Source organism: Cellulophaga omnivescoria, assembly GCF_001999725.1.
GTDB lineage: Bacteria > Bacteroidota > Bacteroidia > Flavobacteriales > Flavobacteriaceae > Cellulophaga > Cellulophaga omnivescoria.
Genome location: NZ_MDDP01000002.1, coordinates 29,895 through 45,450, shown reverse-complemented (window position 1 = coordinate 45,450; position 15,556 = coordinate 29,895). Strand labels below are relative to the sequence as shown.

Annotated in this window: 15 protein-coding genes; 7 read left to right on the top strand and 8 right to left on the bottom strand. The window is 31.5% G+C overall.

The genetic code is table 11. From position 1 onward, the window contains the following. Positions 1–2: 2 nt before the first annotated feature. A complete protein-coding gene (locus tag BFJ87_RS01185) occupies positions 3–959 on the top strand; it encodes a GSCFA domain-containing protein (RefSeq protein WP_077398838.1) in 957 nt (318 codons plus the stop codon). A 2-nt stretch (positions 960–961) separates the two neighbouring features. Further along, positions 962–1,588, top strand: coding sequence for a DUF4230 domain-containing protein (locus tag BFJ87_RS01180; protein ID WP_077398836.1), 627 nt, complete (start codon positions 962–964; stop codon positions 1,586–1,588). 1 nt (position 1,589) lies between these two features. Here the strand turns inward: BFJ87_RS01180 and BFJ87_RS01175 are convergent, their stop codons facing one another. The 3 genes from BFJ87_RS01175 to BFJ87_RS16840 all read right to left on the bottom strand — a co-directional run bounded on the left by BFJ87_RS01175 (position 1,590) and on the right by BFJ87_RS16840 (position 4,297). Beyond that, complete coding sequence (locus BFJ87_RS01175; RefSeq protein WP_077398834.1) at positions 1,590–3,341, bottom strand: aromatic amino acid hydroxylase; 1,752 nt, start codon at positions 3,339–3,341, stop codon at positions 1,590–1,592. Between the two features lie 154 nt (positions 3,342–3,495). Next, a complete protein-coding gene (locus BFJ87_RS01170) occupies positions 3,496–4,050 on the bottom strand; it encodes a DUF4136 domain-containing protein (protein ID WP_077398832.1) in 555 nt (184 codons plus the stop codon). Between the two features lie 79 nt (positions 4,051–4,129). Beyond that, complete coding sequence (locus tag BFJ87_RS16840; protein ID WP_171974449.1) at positions 4,130–4,297, bottom strand: C1orf53 family protein; 168 nt, start codon at positions 4,295–4,297, stop codon at positions 4,130–4,132. A gap of 167 nt (positions 4,298–4,464) precedes the next feature. Between BFJ87_RS16840 and BFJ87_RS01165 the strand changes: the two genes are divergently transcribed. The 4 genes from BFJ87_RS01165 to hemL are packed head-to-tail and all read left to right on the top strand — an operon-like array spanning position 4,465 to position 7,837. Continuing rightward, entirely contained in the window at positions 4,465–4,794 is a 330-nt protein-coding gene (locus tag BFJ87_RS01165) for a hypothetical protein (protein WP_077398830.1), read from the top strand. A 12-nt stretch (positions 4,795–4,806) separates the two neighbouring features. Then, positions 4,807–5,712, top strand: coding sequence for a 1-aminocyclopropane-1-carboxylate deaminase/D-cysteine desulfhydrase (locus tag BFJ87_RS01160; protein ID WP_077398828.1), 906 nt, complete (start codon positions 4,807–4,809; stop codon positions 5,710–5,712). Next, positions 5,705–6,547, top strand: coding sequence for a glucosaminidase domain-containing protein (locus tag BFJ87_RS01155; protein WP_077398826.1), 843 nt, complete (start codon positions 5,705–5,707; stop codon positions 6,545–6,547). Before BFJ87_RS01160 ends, BFJ87_RS01155 begins: the two co-directional genes overlap by 8 nt. Before the next feature lie 9 nt (positions 6,548–6,556). Then, a complete protein-coding gene (gene hemL, locus BFJ87_RS01150) occupies positions 6,557–7,837 on the top strand; it encodes a glutamate-1-semialdehyde 2,1-aminomutase (RefSeq protein ID WP_077398824.1) in 1,281 nt (426 codons plus the stop codon). 50 nt (positions 7,838–7,887) lie between these two features. Here hemL and BFJ87_RS01145 read toward each other — a convergent pair whose 3' ends face one another. From BFJ87_RS01145 to BFJ87_RS01125, 5 genes are all read right to left on the bottom strand, one after another. Then, entirely contained in the window at positions 7,888–8,400 is a 513-nt protein-coding gene (locus BFJ87_RS01145) for a hypothetical protein (RefSeq protein WP_077398822.1), read from the bottom strand. Positions 8,401–8,556: 156 nt separating this feature from the next. After that, positions 8,557–8,736 carry a hypothetical protein gene (locus BFJ87_RS01140; RefSeq protein WP_077398820.1) on the bottom strand — a complete coding sequence of 60 codons (180 nt, stop codon included), beginning with the start codon at positions 8,734–8,736 and terminating at the stop codon, positions 8,557–8,559. 329 nt (positions 8,737–9,065) lie between these two features. Further along, on the bottom strand, positions 9,066–11,561 hold the full coding sequence (locus BFJ87_RS01135) for a zinc-dependent metalloprotease (protein WP_077398818.1): 2,496 nt from the start codon (positions 11,559–11,561) through the stop codon (positions 9,066–9,068). Positions 11,562–11,904: 343 nt separating this feature from the next. Then, entirely contained in the window at positions 11,905–13,335 is a 1,431-nt protein-coding gene (locus tag BFJ87_RS01130) for an SLC13 family permease (RefSeq protein ID WP_077398816.1), read from the bottom strand. Positions 13,336–13,420: 85 nt separating this feature from the next. Further along, positions 13,421–14,926: a hypothetical protein gene (locus tag BFJ87_RS01125; RefSeq protein ID WP_077398814.1), complete on the bottom strand. Its 1,506-nt coding sequence runs from the start codon at positions 14,924–14,926 to the stop codon at positions 13,421–13,423. Positions 14,927–15,075: 149 nt separating this feature from the next. Here BFJ87_RS01125 and yiaA point away from each other — a divergent pair, with 149 nt between their 5' ends. Further along, on the top strand, positions 15,076–15,555 hold the full coding sequence (yiaA, locus tag BFJ87_RS01120; RefSeq protein ID WP_077398812.1) for an inner membrane protein YiaA: 480 nt from the start codon (positions 15,076–15,078) through the stop codon (positions 15,553–15,555). The last annotated feature ends 1 nt before the right edge of the window (position 15,556 follow it).

The window sequence follows — 15,556 nt, the reverse complement described above, 5'->3', positions numbered from 1 at the left end:
GTATGAAACTGCAAACATTAGTACCACTTAAACCCAGTGAGTTTCAAATAGACTATTCTAGTAAGCTCTTGTTATTAGGATCCTGTTTTGCAGAGCATATTGGTGGTAAATTTGCATACCATAAAATGCAAGCTGTAACCAATCCGTTTGGTATTTTGTTTCATCCAAAGGCAATAACGCAGTTGGTAAAAAATGCAGTTTTAGAACAAGAATACACAGAACAAGATATATTTAAACAAAATGAGCGTTGGCATAGTTTCAACGCTCATTCTGTTTTAAGTACGCCATTAAAACAAGAACTATTACAAAATTTAAACGCTGCGGTAAAAGAAACTAAGTCTATTTTAGACACTGCTACACACGTGGTCATTACTTTAGGTACTGCTTGGGTGTATAAACATTTAGAGTTAAATAAAGTAGTTGCAAATTGCCATAAAGTGCCACAAAAAGCCTTTAAAAAGCAATTGTTAACGGTTACAGAGATAGAGGCTAGTTTGCAAGAGCTTATTTCATTGGTAAAAAGTGTAAATGCCAATGCTAAGTTTATTTTTACTGTGTCTCCTGTTAGGCATATAAAAGATGGTTTTGTAGAAAATCAGCGTAGTAAATCTCATTTGCTAACTGCTGTGCATAATACTATAGAGTTAGAAGAAAATAGAGGTAATGCTTTTTATTTTCCTAGTTATGAAATTATGATGGATGAGTTACGTGATTATCGATTTTACAAAGAAGATATGGTGCACCCAAGCAAATTAGCTGTAGATTATATTTGGGAAAAGTTTACTAGTGTTTGGTTAACTAAAAAGGCCTTAGAAATTACTAAAAAAGTTGGCGCTGTACAAAGAGGGTTAGAGCATAGACCTTTTAATTCGCAATCAGAGGAACATCAGAAATTTTTAAAAAACATTCAAGAAAAAATTACGTATCTTCAAAAAGAATATCCTTTTATTAGTTTTTAATTATGAAGAGAATCCTTGTAGGAATTATAATTGTTTTGGTTGCTTTACTTGTATTTAAAACGTGTTCAGATAAAAAAGAAGAACAATCTATTTTGCAAGAAAACTCAATGCTTATTCAGCAACAAATACAAAACGTATCTAAACTAGTAGTTACAGAGGGGCATTTTGCAGAGGTGTATAATTACAAAGATTCTCAACAGCTTTTTGGCCCCTTAATTACAGCAGAAAAAAAAGCGTTAGTAGTTGTTAATGCAGATGTTACAGTAGCTTATAATTTAAGTAAAATTGTTTTTAAGGTTGATGAAGAAAACAAGGTGTTGCAAATAACAAGCATACCAGAGCCTGAAATAAAAATAAGTCCGGATTACGAGTATTATGATGTTACCGCAGACTTTTTAAATCAGTTTGATGCTAATGATTATAATAAAATAAAGAAAAACGTAAAAGCATCACTACTTAAAAAAGTTGAAAAGTCTACCTTAAAAACAAATGCGCAAAACAGACTTTTAAGTGAGCTGTCTAAGTTTTATGTACTAACAAATTCTTTGGGGTGGACATTAAAATATAATGACAACCCAATTAATAAAATGGAAGAATTAAAAGCTATTAAAGAGTTAGAGTTGCAATAAATTAAACAACCATACTTTTATTAACTAACTCCAAACCGTCATCAATTAAATGACCAACCTTTGGGTTGTTTTGTTTTACAGTTTCTAGGTGATTTACAATTTCTTCTGCAAAATCATCATCGTTATTAGATTTGGCTAATTCATACAATTCTACAGGTAGCAACCAATCTGTTGGGAAGTTATTTTGTACTTCTTTAAAAACTTTGTTTCTAGATATTGTAGTGTTGGTTCCTTCTCTAAACTCACGTACTTGTTTGTATAAGTTTTCAAGCAGTGTTGTAGCTTCTGTTTGTTTGGGTTTAATAGTTTCTTCAGTAATACTATGTGTAATTAAATCAAAACTATGTAAATCTGCTGGTCCGTTAAAGGCAGAAACTATATTTTCGCCAACGGCCATATGGTATAAACCCCATTCTGGTTTAAACAATACAGTTTCGTGCTGTGTAACGGTACAATTTTCAAAAGTAATTAGTACAATTTCTCCTTTAAGGTTTCGTGTACCAGTAATTATACTTCCTTCAACTTTAATACCACCAACAAATTCTAGTGTAATGTTTTGCCCTTCAAAAATATTATACGCTTTTAAGTCACGCGGACTCATATCTTCTATGGCTAAGTTAATACCTTTTAGCTTGCCAATGGGAGAACCAAAACCATCTTCATGGTGTTTTGTACTGTGTCCTACAAGTTCTTTTTCTCTGTAAGACAAAGCAGTTTTGCCAGTAGTTTGTATGTATGTAGGTTTGCCCTTGTATGTAAGCACATTTGTGAATACGCCAGAAATTTGTAAGCCCGTACTAAGTTCTACAGTTCCTAAAGCATTAGAGTCTATAAGTTTGTTTACACCATCTAAACCACCAGTACGTAAAGCCATAGTGTTTGCAAATTCTTCTAAAACCTGACTTAAAAAAGCAAAGTCTGGTGTTACAAAAAGCTGAGGTTGAGGTTGCGTAATATCAAAAGATTTGTGTGCAGCCTCAATAGAGTAATCTAATTTTTTAACTTGTTCTGTCATACACCAAGCGCTTTCTCCTATAGAAGATAGTAAACCTGCGCCATAAATTTTAGGATTATCGGTGGTGCCAATTAATCCGTACTCTACAGTCCACCAATGTAAATTACGAATTAACGCCATTTCACTAGGTTCTCCCATATTTTGTTGCAAGTCTTCAACGTGTTTTTCTGCTTTTTCTATTTCTTTTTCATCAGAATCAGCAGCCTCTTTTATAATAGATAAATGCCTAACAGCTTCATACAATTCATAATCTTTTCCGCTAGATATTGCTTTGCAGCCTATTTCTCCAAATCGTCTTAAATACTCTGCATATTCAGGATTTGCTATAATAGGAGCGTGCCCAGCACCTTCATGGATAATGTCTGGTGCAGGTGTGTATTCAATATTTTCTAATTGTCTTATGTCTGATGCAATAACTAATACATTATATGCTTGAAACTCCATAAAAGCAGAAGGAGGTATAAAACCATCTACAGCTACAGCAGCCCATCCTATTTCTTGTAAAATACGGTTCATACCGTACATATTAGGAATGTTTTCTATAGAAATGCCTGTCTTTTTTAAACCCTCTAAGTAAGATGTATGTGCAACTTTACTTAAATAATCTACATTTTTACGCATAACGTAACGCCAAACAGCTTGGTTAATTGGAGTGTACTCCTCATAATTTTGCGGTTTTATGTATTGCTTTAAATGCGTTGGTAGTTTATCTAATATATAATTGCTTGTGTAAGACATTGCACGTTATGTTAGGTATTTACTAATAGGCAATAAAGATACAAAATTGGAAAATAATGTAAGGTTTAATTTGGCCTAAAATTAGTATGCGTAACAAGTAAAAAACTAAAGATAAAAGCAAAAAAAAACCGCTAATATTAGCGGTTATTATTTTTTAGTTAGATGCAATTGCCGGAGGATAAGCTTCTAGTATTTGAGAGACAAATTCTTTAATACGTTGTTCCTTCTTTTCTACACTATTAATATTGTTTAAAGAGCCAATACCTCGTCCTTGCCAAACAAGTTCTTTATTTTTTGCATCTATTAGGTCTATATATAAAGATCCTTCTGTGCTGGTAGAAACATTACTTCTATTAAATCCATTACCAAAATAGTAAGGATTCCAACCCCAACCAAAGCCACCGCCCCAGTAATTATTGTAAATATCTACACGTTCTTTTTCTTTTGTGAAAATACTAACTAAAATATCTGGATTACTAGATTTTACAAAACCTCTAGAGCTCATTTCGGCATCAATAGCCTTTAAAATTCTTTTCTTGTCTAAGTCGGATATTTGTGCCTTATCTATACCAGTTTTGTAAAAAGCGTACGTTTTATAAGTAGTAAAGTTTGCTTCTTTATCATAGTCAGATAAAACGCGTACAGAGGAACAGGAACTAAAAAGTACCAACGCAAATATTGGTGCTAATGCCATTTTTAATGCTTTCATATTTTTTGATGTTTTAGTTTAGTATTAATAACACAAAAATTGTGCCGTTACTTTGTAATTACTTGTTTTTGAGCAAATTTTAAGATTTTTTTCTGCTGTTTGTTTTGGAGTTATAGCCATATGGGCAATGTCTACAGCCACTTTCACAGCAATAACCTCTTCTTTTATGGTATTGCTCTGTAAATACTCTGTAACCTTCTTCAGATAAATAATAGTCGCCTTCTATGGGTTGAAGAATTTTTTTCATACTTGTAAAATTACGAGTTTTATGTTAAGAACATAAATACTTGGTTGTTAAAAGTTAAAATAGTTGGTAGTCGGTGTTTTATAGTTTTTAATCGTTTTAAGTCTTAAAAATGGTATAGTTTCTGTACTAAGTTGTTAAATTTGACATTGTTAATTAATTAAGTACGTATGATTTTAGTTTCAAAACTCTTCTTTAGAAAAAATTATGTAGGCCTATCTTTATGGCCTTTTATAATTTTAAAGAGTGATGCGCTAAGGGATGATGACTCTTTAATTAATCACGAAAAAATACACTTAAGGCAACAGCTAGAACTTTTAGTTTTACCTTTTTATGTAGTGTATTTGTTAGAGTTTGTAATACGTTGTTTATTTTATTGGGATAGCTACAAGGCGTATCAAAATATTAGTTTTGAGCGTGAGGCTTATTTTAATGAAGATAATCCTAATTATTTAAATGAACGTAAACCCTTCAGTTTTATTAAATATCTTTGGCGCTGAAAATTATAAAACGTGAAAGTTTTAAATCAGCAAGTAGATTTACCCATTTTATCAGAAAAAAAGATATCACTCTATATTAAAAGAGAAGATATGCTACATCCTTTTATCTCTGGAAATAAATTTAGAAAATTAAAGTACAATTTACAGCACGTTAAGCAAGTAAAAGCACAAACTATAGTAACCTTTGGCGGTGCATTCTCTAACCATATTGCAGCAACGGCCTATGCAGGAAAAGAAAACGGTATTAAAACCGTTGGTGTTATTAGAGGTGAGGAGCTTGCAGATAGGTGGCAGCAAAATCCAACCTTAGCTTTTGCTAAAGAAAACGGAATGGAGTTTAAGTTTGTAAGCAGACAAACTTATAGAGAAAAAAATACAACAGAATTTTTAGCCAGTTTACAACTAGAGTTTCCTAATAGTTTTATTTTGCCAGAAGGTGGTGCCAATGAGTTGGCTGTACAAGGTTGTGAAGAAATTTTAACTCCAAAAGATACTATGTTTAACGTAATTTGTAGTGCTGTTGGTACTGGAGGTACTATAGCTGGTATTATAAATGCAAGTAATGCAAGCCAAAGAGTTTTGGGTTTTCCTGCGTTAAAAGGTGATTTTTTAAAAGAAGATATTTGTAAATTTGCTAACAATACAAATTGGGAGCTTATAAATAACTATAATTTTGGGGGTTATGCCAAGGTAACATCAGAATTAATAAATTTTATAAACTCTTTTAAAGCAACAACCAAAATACCTTTAGACCCTGTATATACAGGTAAAATGCTTTTTGGTATTTTAGATCTGGTACAAAAAAATTATTTTGCACCTGGCACTAAAATTGTGGCAATACATACAGGAGGATTACAAGGTATAAAAGGAATGAATAGTTTATTAGTAAAGAAAAAATTACCACTTATAAATGAATAAAAATACACCTAAAAATAGTTTAAAATTAGTTTATAAGACGTTCTTGTTAGTACTACTTGTTTCTTACACTAGTTGTAAATCAAAAAGAAGTGTGACTAGACAATCGCATAAAAAAGTATCTACGGTTTCGCCAAAAAATAATACCAATAAGGGTAATGCTCCTTATGCTTTGCCAAAAGATGAAGGGCATTTTGTAAGTTTTGCCATAGAAAATACAGAAGATTACATAAATACATTTGCTGCAATAGCACAAGATGAAATGAAAGTTTACGGTATACCTGCAAGCATTACAATAGCACAGGGTATTTTAGAAAGTGGTTCTGGTAAAGGAGAATTGGCTCGTAAAACCAACAATCATTTTGGTATTAAATGCCACACGGGTTGGGAAGGAGATTTTGATTATCATGATGATGATGAAAAAGGAGAGTGTTTTAGAAAATATAATCATCCAATGTACTCTTTTAGAGATCATAGTTTGTTTTTAACAACCAGAGGTAGGTATTCTTCTTTGTTTGATTTACACGTTAATGATTATAAAGGATGGGCAAAAGGTTTGCGTAAGGCAGGTTATGCTACAGATCCTAAATACCCACAAAAATTAATTTACTTAATAGAAAAATACAATCTTCATAAATTTGATGGTAAGCATAAAGCAGTGCCTAAATCTCCCAAAGAATATGTAGTAAAAAAACATAGGGTAGAGGCAGGTGAAACACTGTATGCAATATCTAAAATGTATTTTATGGGTGTGCCAGAATTAATGGAGCTAAACAATTTAAAAAACACAAACCTACGTATAGGTCAAGAACTTATTGTAAAATATACTAAAAATTAAATCTTAAAAATGATTTATAAAAGAAGCAGTGCCCTTTTTACTGAAGCAAAAAAATATATTCCAGGAGGCGTTAATTCTCCTGTAAGAGCATTTAATGCCGTTGGAGGAGAACCTATTTTTGTTAAAGAAGCTAAAGGTGCTTATTTATATGATGAAGATGGTAATAGAATTATAGATTATATAGCATCTTGGGGGCCATTAATTTTAGGTCATGCTTATGATCCTGTAATTAATGCTGTTATAGAAAAAGCAAAAAAAGGAACGTCTTTTGGGATGCCTACAGAAATAGAAACAGAACTAGCTAAACTGGCAGTTTCTATGGTGCCTAATATTGATAAAATTAGATTTGTAAACAGTGGTACGGAGGCTTGTATGAGTGCTGTGCGTTTGGCAAGAGGTTTTACAGGAAAAGATAAAATTATAAAATTTGCAGGTTGTTATCACGGCCATTCAGATTCGTTTTTAATACAAGCAGGTAGTGGAGCGGTAACTTTTGGTAGTCCTAATAGTCCGGGTGTTACCAAAGGTACAGCCAAAGATACATTGTTGGCTAATTATAATGACTTAGCAAATGTAACGTCATTAGTAGAGGCAAATAAAGGAGAAATAGCAGCCATTATAATAGAGCCTGTTGCAGGTAATATGGGCTGTATAATACCGTCTAAAGAATTTATTACAGGTTTAAGAGAGCTGTGTACAAAAGAAGGTATTTTGTTAATTTTTGATGAGGTTATGACTGGCTTTCGTTTAGGAAGAGGTGGGGCACAAGAAATTTTAGGTATAGATGCTGATATTGTAACGTTTGGAAAAGTTATTGGAGGTGGTTTACCTGTTGGTGCTTTTGCAGCTCGTAATGAAATTATGGATTATTTAGCGCCAAATGGTCCTGTTTACCAGGCAGGAACATTAAGTGGTAATCCTTTAGCAATGAGTGCCGGTTTGGCTATGTTAACAGAGTTAAATAACAATCCAGATATATTTAGAAGTTTAGCAGATAAAACAGAGTATTTGCACAACGGCTTACAAAAGGCTTTAGATAAAAAAGGAATTGCATACCAAATAAATAGGTTTGGAAGTATGATTTCTGTTCATTTTACTGATGAGCCAGTTGTAGATTTTGCTTCTTCTGCAAAAGGAAATAACGATACATTTAAAAAGTATTTTCACGGGATGTTAAGCAAAGGGGTTTATTTACCGCCAAGTGCTTTTGAAAGTTATTTTTTAAATGATGCATTATCATACAAAGATTTAGATGATACCATTGCTGCTCTTGAAGATTTAGAGTTGTAAAAAAAAATGATAGTACAAAAAAAGGAGCCATTTATGGCTCCTTTTTTGTTTTAAGACTTCATGGTCTTATTCTTTTTCATCATCATTTGTCTCCTGTGCATTTTTCTTTTTTCAGGAGAATGAGTTCTTATTTTTTGCATTTTACTCCATTGTGCATATTGGTCTTTAGATAAAATCTTCTCCAAAGCTTTCTTTTGAGCTATTTGATGGTCTAATATTTCATTTTCCATTGCAAACCTTTCTTCAGAAGTTAATTTTTTATCAACACCTTTATTTGCTTTTCTTTCTTCAATTTTTTGTTGAAACATTTTAGCATTTTTTAAATTTAGCTTTTCAATTTTAGATTGTTGATCTTCTGATAAATTTAAAGCAAGTGTCATTTTTTTAGTCTGTAAAATGGCTCTCTGTTCTGGAGTAAATTTTGCCATTCTGTGCATAGCTCTTTTACCATCTTTTCTCTTGTGCATTTTGTGTTTTGCATCTTTAGAATCTTTCTGTGTTTCTTGGGCAGATATAGTTAAAACGCCTAGCATTAAAACCATTATAAAAGTTATTTTTTTCATATTACTATTTTTTATTGTTTGGTATTTTGACCATCATTTTTTAAAATAGTTTAATTAGAACTTCTATTTTGGCTACACTTTAACATAAAATATAGGGCATAAAAAAAGTCTAAAACCTTAAGGTCTTAGACTTTTTTTTGTATAAAATATATACGTTTACTCTTCTTCAGATAACTGTACAATTAAGTTGTTACTGTTTGTGTTGTCTTCCATTTCATGAAGTTCTACGGTACTTTTATTTTCCTCTAAAACGTTTTCGTTATCAACCTGTACATAAGCAAAAATTACAACTACTAAACAAGAAAAATATGCTAAGCTTTTTAATTTATATGACATAAGATTTGGGGTTTTTATATCGGTTCTATATCAAAGATACCTAGGTTAATTAATTAATTGTAACTCTTGTTGCGTAACAACCACTTTTAAGTGGTGAAACACTTGTTTTTTGTTGTTTGTTCTCTGCAATATATTAAAAAAATTGAATTAACAAGATAAAATGCATTATTTTATAGATGAAATGCATTTTTATTTATGATTTTAAGTGCTGTATGTAATTTAATTGTTGTGTAAATGTAAAAATATGTAGTGAGCTGTAATGAAGTGAATTGCATATAAAAAGGCTGCAACATAGTAAAGTTGCAGCCTTTAATCCAAGTTAATTTTTCTTATTTAGGATCTAAAATAGCATCTATTCTCTCTTGAATATCTTTTAAGTGAGCTCTTCTAATTCCGTTAGAATTTGAAGCTGCAGATTTTACAGAACGTTGTAATGTTTGCAACTCTGCTCTAACCACGGCTCTAATATCAGACTGGCTAACATTTATGGCTGTACCATACCTAGCTGCTCTTCCTGTAGCAGATTTTGGGTCGCTAGTCATCAAATATTCCATACGGTCTATATATGCACGTTGTAAGTTACGTCTGTACGTGTCTATAGATCTTCCTGTGCTTAACTCTTTCCAAATACCTTTTCTAACATCTGCCATCATTGTAGTTAGGTTGTAAGCTTTAGAGCCATTTAAAGCTTCGTTCTCTATCATACGAGCCATTCTACCAGTGTCTAATAGGTTGTTTAATGTTCTAGATTGTGTACTTCTAATACGCTCTACAGCACCAGCATTTTCAATTTTGTTTAAAATGTTGTTGTCTAACAGCCAAGTAGGTGTAGCAAATAATTGTTTGTGCAAAAAGGTAACTGCTCTTTTTTGTTTTTCTTTTGGTACGTGTGTGTATACAGCACCTTCTTGGTCGTATGTTTTGTAGTTTTCATAAACACCACCAACATTGTTAGATACGTGTCCCATATACCTGTTGTATTGTCCTAAAACTTGTCCGTATAACTCATCTAAATCATCATAAGACTTACCATCTTCAGCTGTCCAATTAATTAAGTTAGGAACAATTCTTTTTAAGTTAGCAATACCATAGTCACTAGCTTTCATAGCATCATCACCTAAATCTTCGGTTTGTGAGCTTGGGTCTATTACACCAAATTGTTGTTTTCCAAAACGGTAAAGAGGATCTCCAGCGTGCTTTAAAATCCAGCTATCTAAAGTTTTCTTTTCTTCCTTGGCAGATTTATCTAAAATAGGACGGTAACCCCAGCTAATAGAATATTTATCATAAACACCAATGTTAGGCATTAATGCAACACCTTCATCACCAGGCTGTGCTACGTAGTTAAAACGAGCATAATCCATAATAGATGGTGCTGTGCCATATTTTTTAGTAAAAGAAGCAGAACGTAAAGAGTCTACAGGGTATGCAACACTACTTCCCATATTATGAGGTAAGCCTAAGGTATGGCCAACTTCATGAGAAGATACAAAACGTATTAATCTACCCATAACTTCAGTTTTAAACTCAACGCCTCTAGCATCTGGGTTAATAGCTGCTGTTTGTACAAAGAACCAGTTACGTAATAAAGTCATTACATTGTGGTACCAGTTAATATCAGACTCTAAAATTTCTCCAGTTCTAGGGTCACTTACGTGAGGGCCATTTGCGTTTGGAATAGGAGAAGCTAAATACCTAACAACAGAATATCTAACATCTTCTGCAGACCATTCTGGATCTTCTTCTGGTGTAGGAGGTGTTTTTGCTACAATTGCATTTTTAAAGCCTGCAGCTTCAAAAGCAACTTGCCAATCTTCTATACCTTGCTTAATAAAAGGTACCCATTCTTTTGGTGTAGCTCTGTCTATGTAATAAACTATTTGCTTTTTAGGTTCTACAAGTTCACCTCTTTTAAACTTTTCTACATCTTCATCTTTAACTTCTAATCTCCAACGATCTAAATAGGTAACAGATTTACTTTTTTGTGCATCTAAACCATAATCTACTTGGCTACGGGCAAACCAACCAACACGTTCGTCAAAGTAACGTCTTTTCATAGGGTTTTTAGGAAGCAAAATCATAGAGTTATTAATTTCTATAGTTATAGATCCTAGAGCAGAGTTAGATGGTGGATTACCTGCAAAGTAAGTTTTTACGTGTCTTGCTTCAATATTTAGAGGGTAACTTTTAACACTTTCAATATAGCTTCTGCTATCATCTAAACGACTAACTTTATATTGTTTTCTGTTGCGTTCTGGCAGGCCTAAAGTTTTTACATCTTTCTGAAAAAAATCATTAATTTCTATTACAGTAGCTGGGTTAATAGAGTCTTTTTTTAAAGCTTTAATATCAAAAGAATATAAAACTGGCTCTAAATTAGAGTTCATAACAGCTTCATGAACAGGTAGTTTTTCATCTGCAACAATGTTTGTAGACATAATACGAAGAAGAACTTTTTTGTCCTTTTTCTCCCAACGAAGCATTTGTGTGTTAATTTTTCCGCCACCAAAACCTAATCCGGTTGCAGTTTTTGCTATTCTGCTTACCATTAACATTTCTTTGTTAAACAAAGAATCTGGAATTTCATAATAACGTTTGTCGTCTACAGTATGTACATTAAAAAGACCAGTGTCTGTTTTAGCCTCTTTTGTAATTACCTTATTGTAAGGTTGTATTGCTCCTTTTTTTGGTTTTGGAGCAGGAGCCTCTGTTTTAGCATTTTTTTTGCTTTTCTTGTTCTTCTTTTTAGACTGAGCTTCTAAATTGGTTAATGAGCCAACTAGAAAAACAACCAATAGAAGTTTGGTGAGTAAACTTTTAATCATTGTTAGTTTGAGTTAATTTATTTGAATAAAAACAAATAACTGCAAAAAAATCCTAATTCTATGTTAATAATATCATAACAATACATAGTGTATGTCTTTTAGGTGGAAATACTAATGTATTGGTAATTAGGTAGTTGTGTATTTTATTAACACAACTTAACATTTGTTAATTAAATTACGATTTAATTATAAATATGTTAAAATTTTGTGTTTGTTGTAACTTTTAAAGAATTTTTTCGTCTATTTATATAACAATCAACATCAAAAAGGAATTTTGGAATCTCTTTGAAAGATTGAATTAGTCGATTGAATAGCCTTTGCTTTGCAGAGGCTATTCTGTTTTTTAAAAGAGTAGTGGTAGAATAAATTGATAAAGTACTATTAATAAGCCTACGGCTATTAAGTTTAAAATTACACCAACTCTTGCCATTTGTTTTACTTTAATATATCCGCTTGCAAATACAATTGCGTTTGGAGGTGTAGCCATAGGGAGCATAAAAGCACAGCTACTAGCCATTGTAACAGGTATAAGTATATGTAGCATTGGTATGTTTAAACCAATTGCAATACCAGCAACAATAGGAGCTAAAACAGTTATTAAAGCAACGTTGCTCATAAGCTCTGTCATAAACAACATTAGCAATATTAATAATGATACCGTAAAAAAGATGTTTATATTACTGTTAGATATAGTTTCGGTAACAGTAGTAACTATACCTGTTGTAGCCATACCATTTGCTAATGCTAAGCCTCCGCCAAAAAGTACTAATATTCCCCAAGCTAACTTTTCTGTGTCTTTCCATTTTAAGATAAAATCTCCTTTTTTTAAGTTATAAGGCACAGCAAATAAAGATACTGCAGCTATCATACTAATTACAGTATCTGATAAGCCTAGTTTTGGAAAAATAGAATTTATTAGGGTTCTAAAAATCCATAAGAACACAGTAATGGCAAAAATTACCAATACCATTTTTTCTTTTTTACTAGTTGGTCCAAGTTTTTTTAATTCTAAATTAATAACGTCCTTAGAGGCAGAAAACTCAAGTTGCTTATTAGGAAACATCCATTTTACAAGCACAAAGTAGATAACAGTTAGTAATACAATTGAAAATGGCAAGCCAATTATCATCCACTTTAAAAATGATATTTCTATATTGTATTGCTCTTCTAATAAGCCAATTAAAACTGAATTTGGAGGTGTGCCAATAATGGTAGCAATACCACCAGCGTTTGCAGAAAAAGCAATACCTAGCATTACACTAAGAGCAAAATTTTTATCACTTTTTGTAAAACCATCTTTATCATTAACTAATAATTTTATTACCGACACAGCTATTGGTAGCATTACAACTGTACTTGCAGTGTTACTAATCCACATACTTAAGGTTGCAGTAGCAATAATAAAACCTAATACTACTTTGTTAGGGGTAGTGCCAGTAATTTTTATAATGTTTAAAGCTATACGTTTGTGTAAGTTCACTTTTTCTAGGGCAAGTGCTAAAATAAAACCACCAAAAAATAAAAAAATAATTTTATTACCATAGTTAGCACCTACTGTATTTAAAGGCATTATTTTTAATATAGGAAACAAAATTAAAGGTAGTAGTGCGGTAACAGAAATAGATACAGCTTCCGTTATCCACCAAATAACCATCCATAGAGCTATTGCTATAACAGCATCTGCATTTGTAGATAGTATTGTTGTGGGTAGTAGTATAATGCATAAAAAAACTAGAGGCCCAGCTACTAGTCCAATTTTTTTGCTTATTGCCATAATATATAATGCTTATAATTATACAAATATAGAATTTGAGAGCAAACCAGAAAGAAAAGAAATTTACATAAGCTAAAAACTGTAATTAATTTTCTTTAGCTAATTGCACTAGCTCTAATGTGGTTAGGTAAAGTGGTTTGTTTTCCATTTTACTTTTTAACCAGGCATAAAAACTCATTACAAAAATGTCTTCTTTTTCTTTTCCTATCCACTCAAAAGAGTTTTCTACTTTGTCTTTAAATTTAGTTGTAGTAATAAAACTTGGGTCCTTATAATATAGCTCTACAAAAGATAAATAGGTAATTGCTTTTTCTTGTTTTATTAGTTTTAGGTATGTAAAATAATTTCTTTTAAAGCTTCGTAATTTAGACTCTACAAGGTTAATATTATTTAACTCTGTATGTAAAATAATCTCAATTAAATTCTTTTTTATAACCCAATCTTTTCCCGCTTTACTTTCGTAATAGTTATCTGTATGGTAAAATTTAGAAAATATATGGTGAGCATCTTTAAATCTTTGGGCTTGTATGTAAAACATACTTAAGGCTAAGTAGATTTTAAGTAAAGAGTCTGTATCTGCGTGTTTAGTGTTTATGTGTTTTTCTAAAATACCAATAGCCTTTTCTTGTTGGCTGCTGTAGTTAGTGTTTAAAGCAAGTAAAAATTGATGTTTTAATTTAAAAGAATTGTAATATTTTTTGTTGTTTGCTAACATTTGCGTTTCCATTAGCTTTAGATAGTGAAGTGAGTCGTTAAACTTTTTATTTCTAAATAATGTGTTTGCAATTAAATACAATACTTCTATATGGTAATACAGTTGTTTGCTGGCGCTTTTATGTGTTTTTAAAATAGCGTAGGTTTTTATGATAAAGGGTTCTGTTTTTAAATAGTCATTGGTAACAAAGGCAGGTATACTTACCAGTGTTATTAATTGGTATAATGATTTAAAAGACATAGACTCGTTAACCGAAATATGGTGCTCCTCTAGTGTTTTTTTTAGTAAAGTTTCAATATCTATTACATCTCCTTTATAGGTTATATTATTTAGTGTTTTGCGCATTTTGGCGTACACAATATTTAATTGATCTTCTATAAACAGGTTTTTCTGGTTTTCTTTAAATTTATTAATGAGAACAGTAATGTTGCTATCTGGGTTAGCATAGGCATACTGAATTTTAGTGTGATAAATTTCGTTTAAAATAGAAAATAGATAATGAGATTTTGCTAGTGTTTCTGCTTTAGTTAAAATTTTATAAGCCACCTTGTACTGTTTATTATGCAGAAATGATCTTGATGCTAATATGTATTTAATGACTTGCATATCAACAGAGTTTTCTTCTTCCAGATTAATATTAGCTATAAAATCTATTAAAGAATTGTATAAACGTTTTCTTAATGCGTGGTAAGCATTTTTTTTATTACTATATAAATGGTTACAAATTTCTGTAGAAGATAAATTGTTCTGCTGTAATAATTTAAAAAGCTGAATGTTTTTAATGTCGCTACGTTTGTTCTTTTTTTTTAGATAAAATACAAATTGTTGTTGTTCTTCTGCGGTTAATGTAGTTATTATTAAGTTTAAATCTGTCATTTAATCGTCATTAAAAATTTATTTTTTCATATAAATATAGGCTATTTAATTTATTTTGTATAAAATATATCGTCAGTTATTTGTGTAAGTTGTGTTGTTGTAGGTTTTAAATCGTTACATATTTGTACCGTAATCAAAACACAAAAATTATGGATTATCAAACAAATGTTTCGTTAGACAAAGAATTGAAATCAAAAAAGAAGAAAAGTAAAAAAGTGTATGATCAAAAGCCAACTCCGGCATTTATAGGTGCTGCTTGGACATCTTTATTTGTGGGTATGGCAGCGTTTTGTATTGGTTTATGGAACGCAGATATGTTATTAAATGAAAAAGGATACTACTTTACAATTTTACTTTTTGGATTATTCTCTGTAATATCTGTACAAAAAGCAGTGAGAGATAGGTTAGAGGATGTACCTGTGACAGATATTTATTACGGTATTAGCTGGTTTGCAGCGGTAGCATCTATAGTGTTGTTAATAGTAGGTTTGTGGAATGCAGATTTGTTGTTGAGTGAAAAAGGATTTTACGGTATGTCTTTTTTATTGAGTTTATTTTCTGCAATTGCGGTGCAAAAAAACACAAGAGATGTGCAGTACATAGACCGTAATGATAAAAATGAAGATTAAT

Bases quoted from the DNA above. Each gene is read 5' to 3' on its own strand.
- hemL (WP_077398824.1), top strand. From the start codon at position 6,557: ATGATTTATAAAAGAAGCAGTGCCCTTTTTACTGAAGCAAAAAAATAT.
- BFJ87_RS01135 (WP_077398818.1), bottom strand. From the start codon at position 11,561: ATGATTAAAAGTTTACTCACCAAACTTCTATTGGTTGTTTTTCTAGTT.
- BFJ87_RS01175 (WP_077398834.1), bottom strand. From the start codon at position 3,341: ATGTCTTACACAAGCAATTATATATTAGATAAACTACCAACGCATTTA.
- BFJ87_RS01180 (WP_077398836.1), top strand. From the start codon at position 962: ATGAAGAGAATCCTTGTAGGAATTATAATTGTTTTGGTTGCTTTACTT.
- BFJ87_RS01155 (WP_077398826.1), top strand. From the start codon at position 5,705: ATGAATAAAAATACACCTAAAAATAGTTTAAAATTAGTTTATAAGACG.
- BFJ87_RS01130 (WP_077398816.1), bottom strand. From the start codon at position 13,335: ATGGCAATAAGCAAAAAAATTGGACTAGTAGCTGGGCCTCTAGTTTTT.
- BFJ87_RS01140 (WP_077398820.1), bottom strand. From the start codon at position 8,736: ATGTCATATAAATTAAAAAGCTTAGCATATTTTTCTTGTTTAGTAGTT.
- BFJ87_RS01145 (WP_077398822.1), bottom strand. From the start codon at position 8,400: ATGAAAAAAATAACTTTTATAATGGTTTTAATGCTAGGCGTTTTAACT.
- BFJ87_RS16840 (WP_171974449.1), bottom strand. From the start codon at position 4,297: ATGAAAAAAATTCTTCAACCCATAGAAGGCGACTATTATTTATCTGAA.
- BFJ87_RS01185 (WP_077398838.1), top strand. From the start codon at position 3: ATGAAACTGCAAACATTAGTACCACTTAAACCCAGTGAGTTTCAAATA.
- BFJ87_RS01125 (WP_077398814.1), bottom strand. From the start codon at position 14,926: ATGACAGATTTAAACTTAATAATAACTACATTAACCGCAGAAGAACAA.
- BFJ87_RS01170 (WP_077398832.1), bottom strand. From the start codon at position 4,050: ATGAAAGCATTAAAAATGGCATTAGCACCAATATTTGCGTTGGTACTT.
- BFJ87_RS01165 (WP_077398830.1), top strand. From the start codon at position 4,465: ATGATTTTAGTTTCAAAACTCTTCTTTAGAAAAAATTATGTAGGCCTA.
- yiaA (WP_077398812.1), top strand. From the start codon at position 15,076: ATGGATTATCAAACAAATGTTTCGTTAGACAAAGAATTGAAATCAAAA.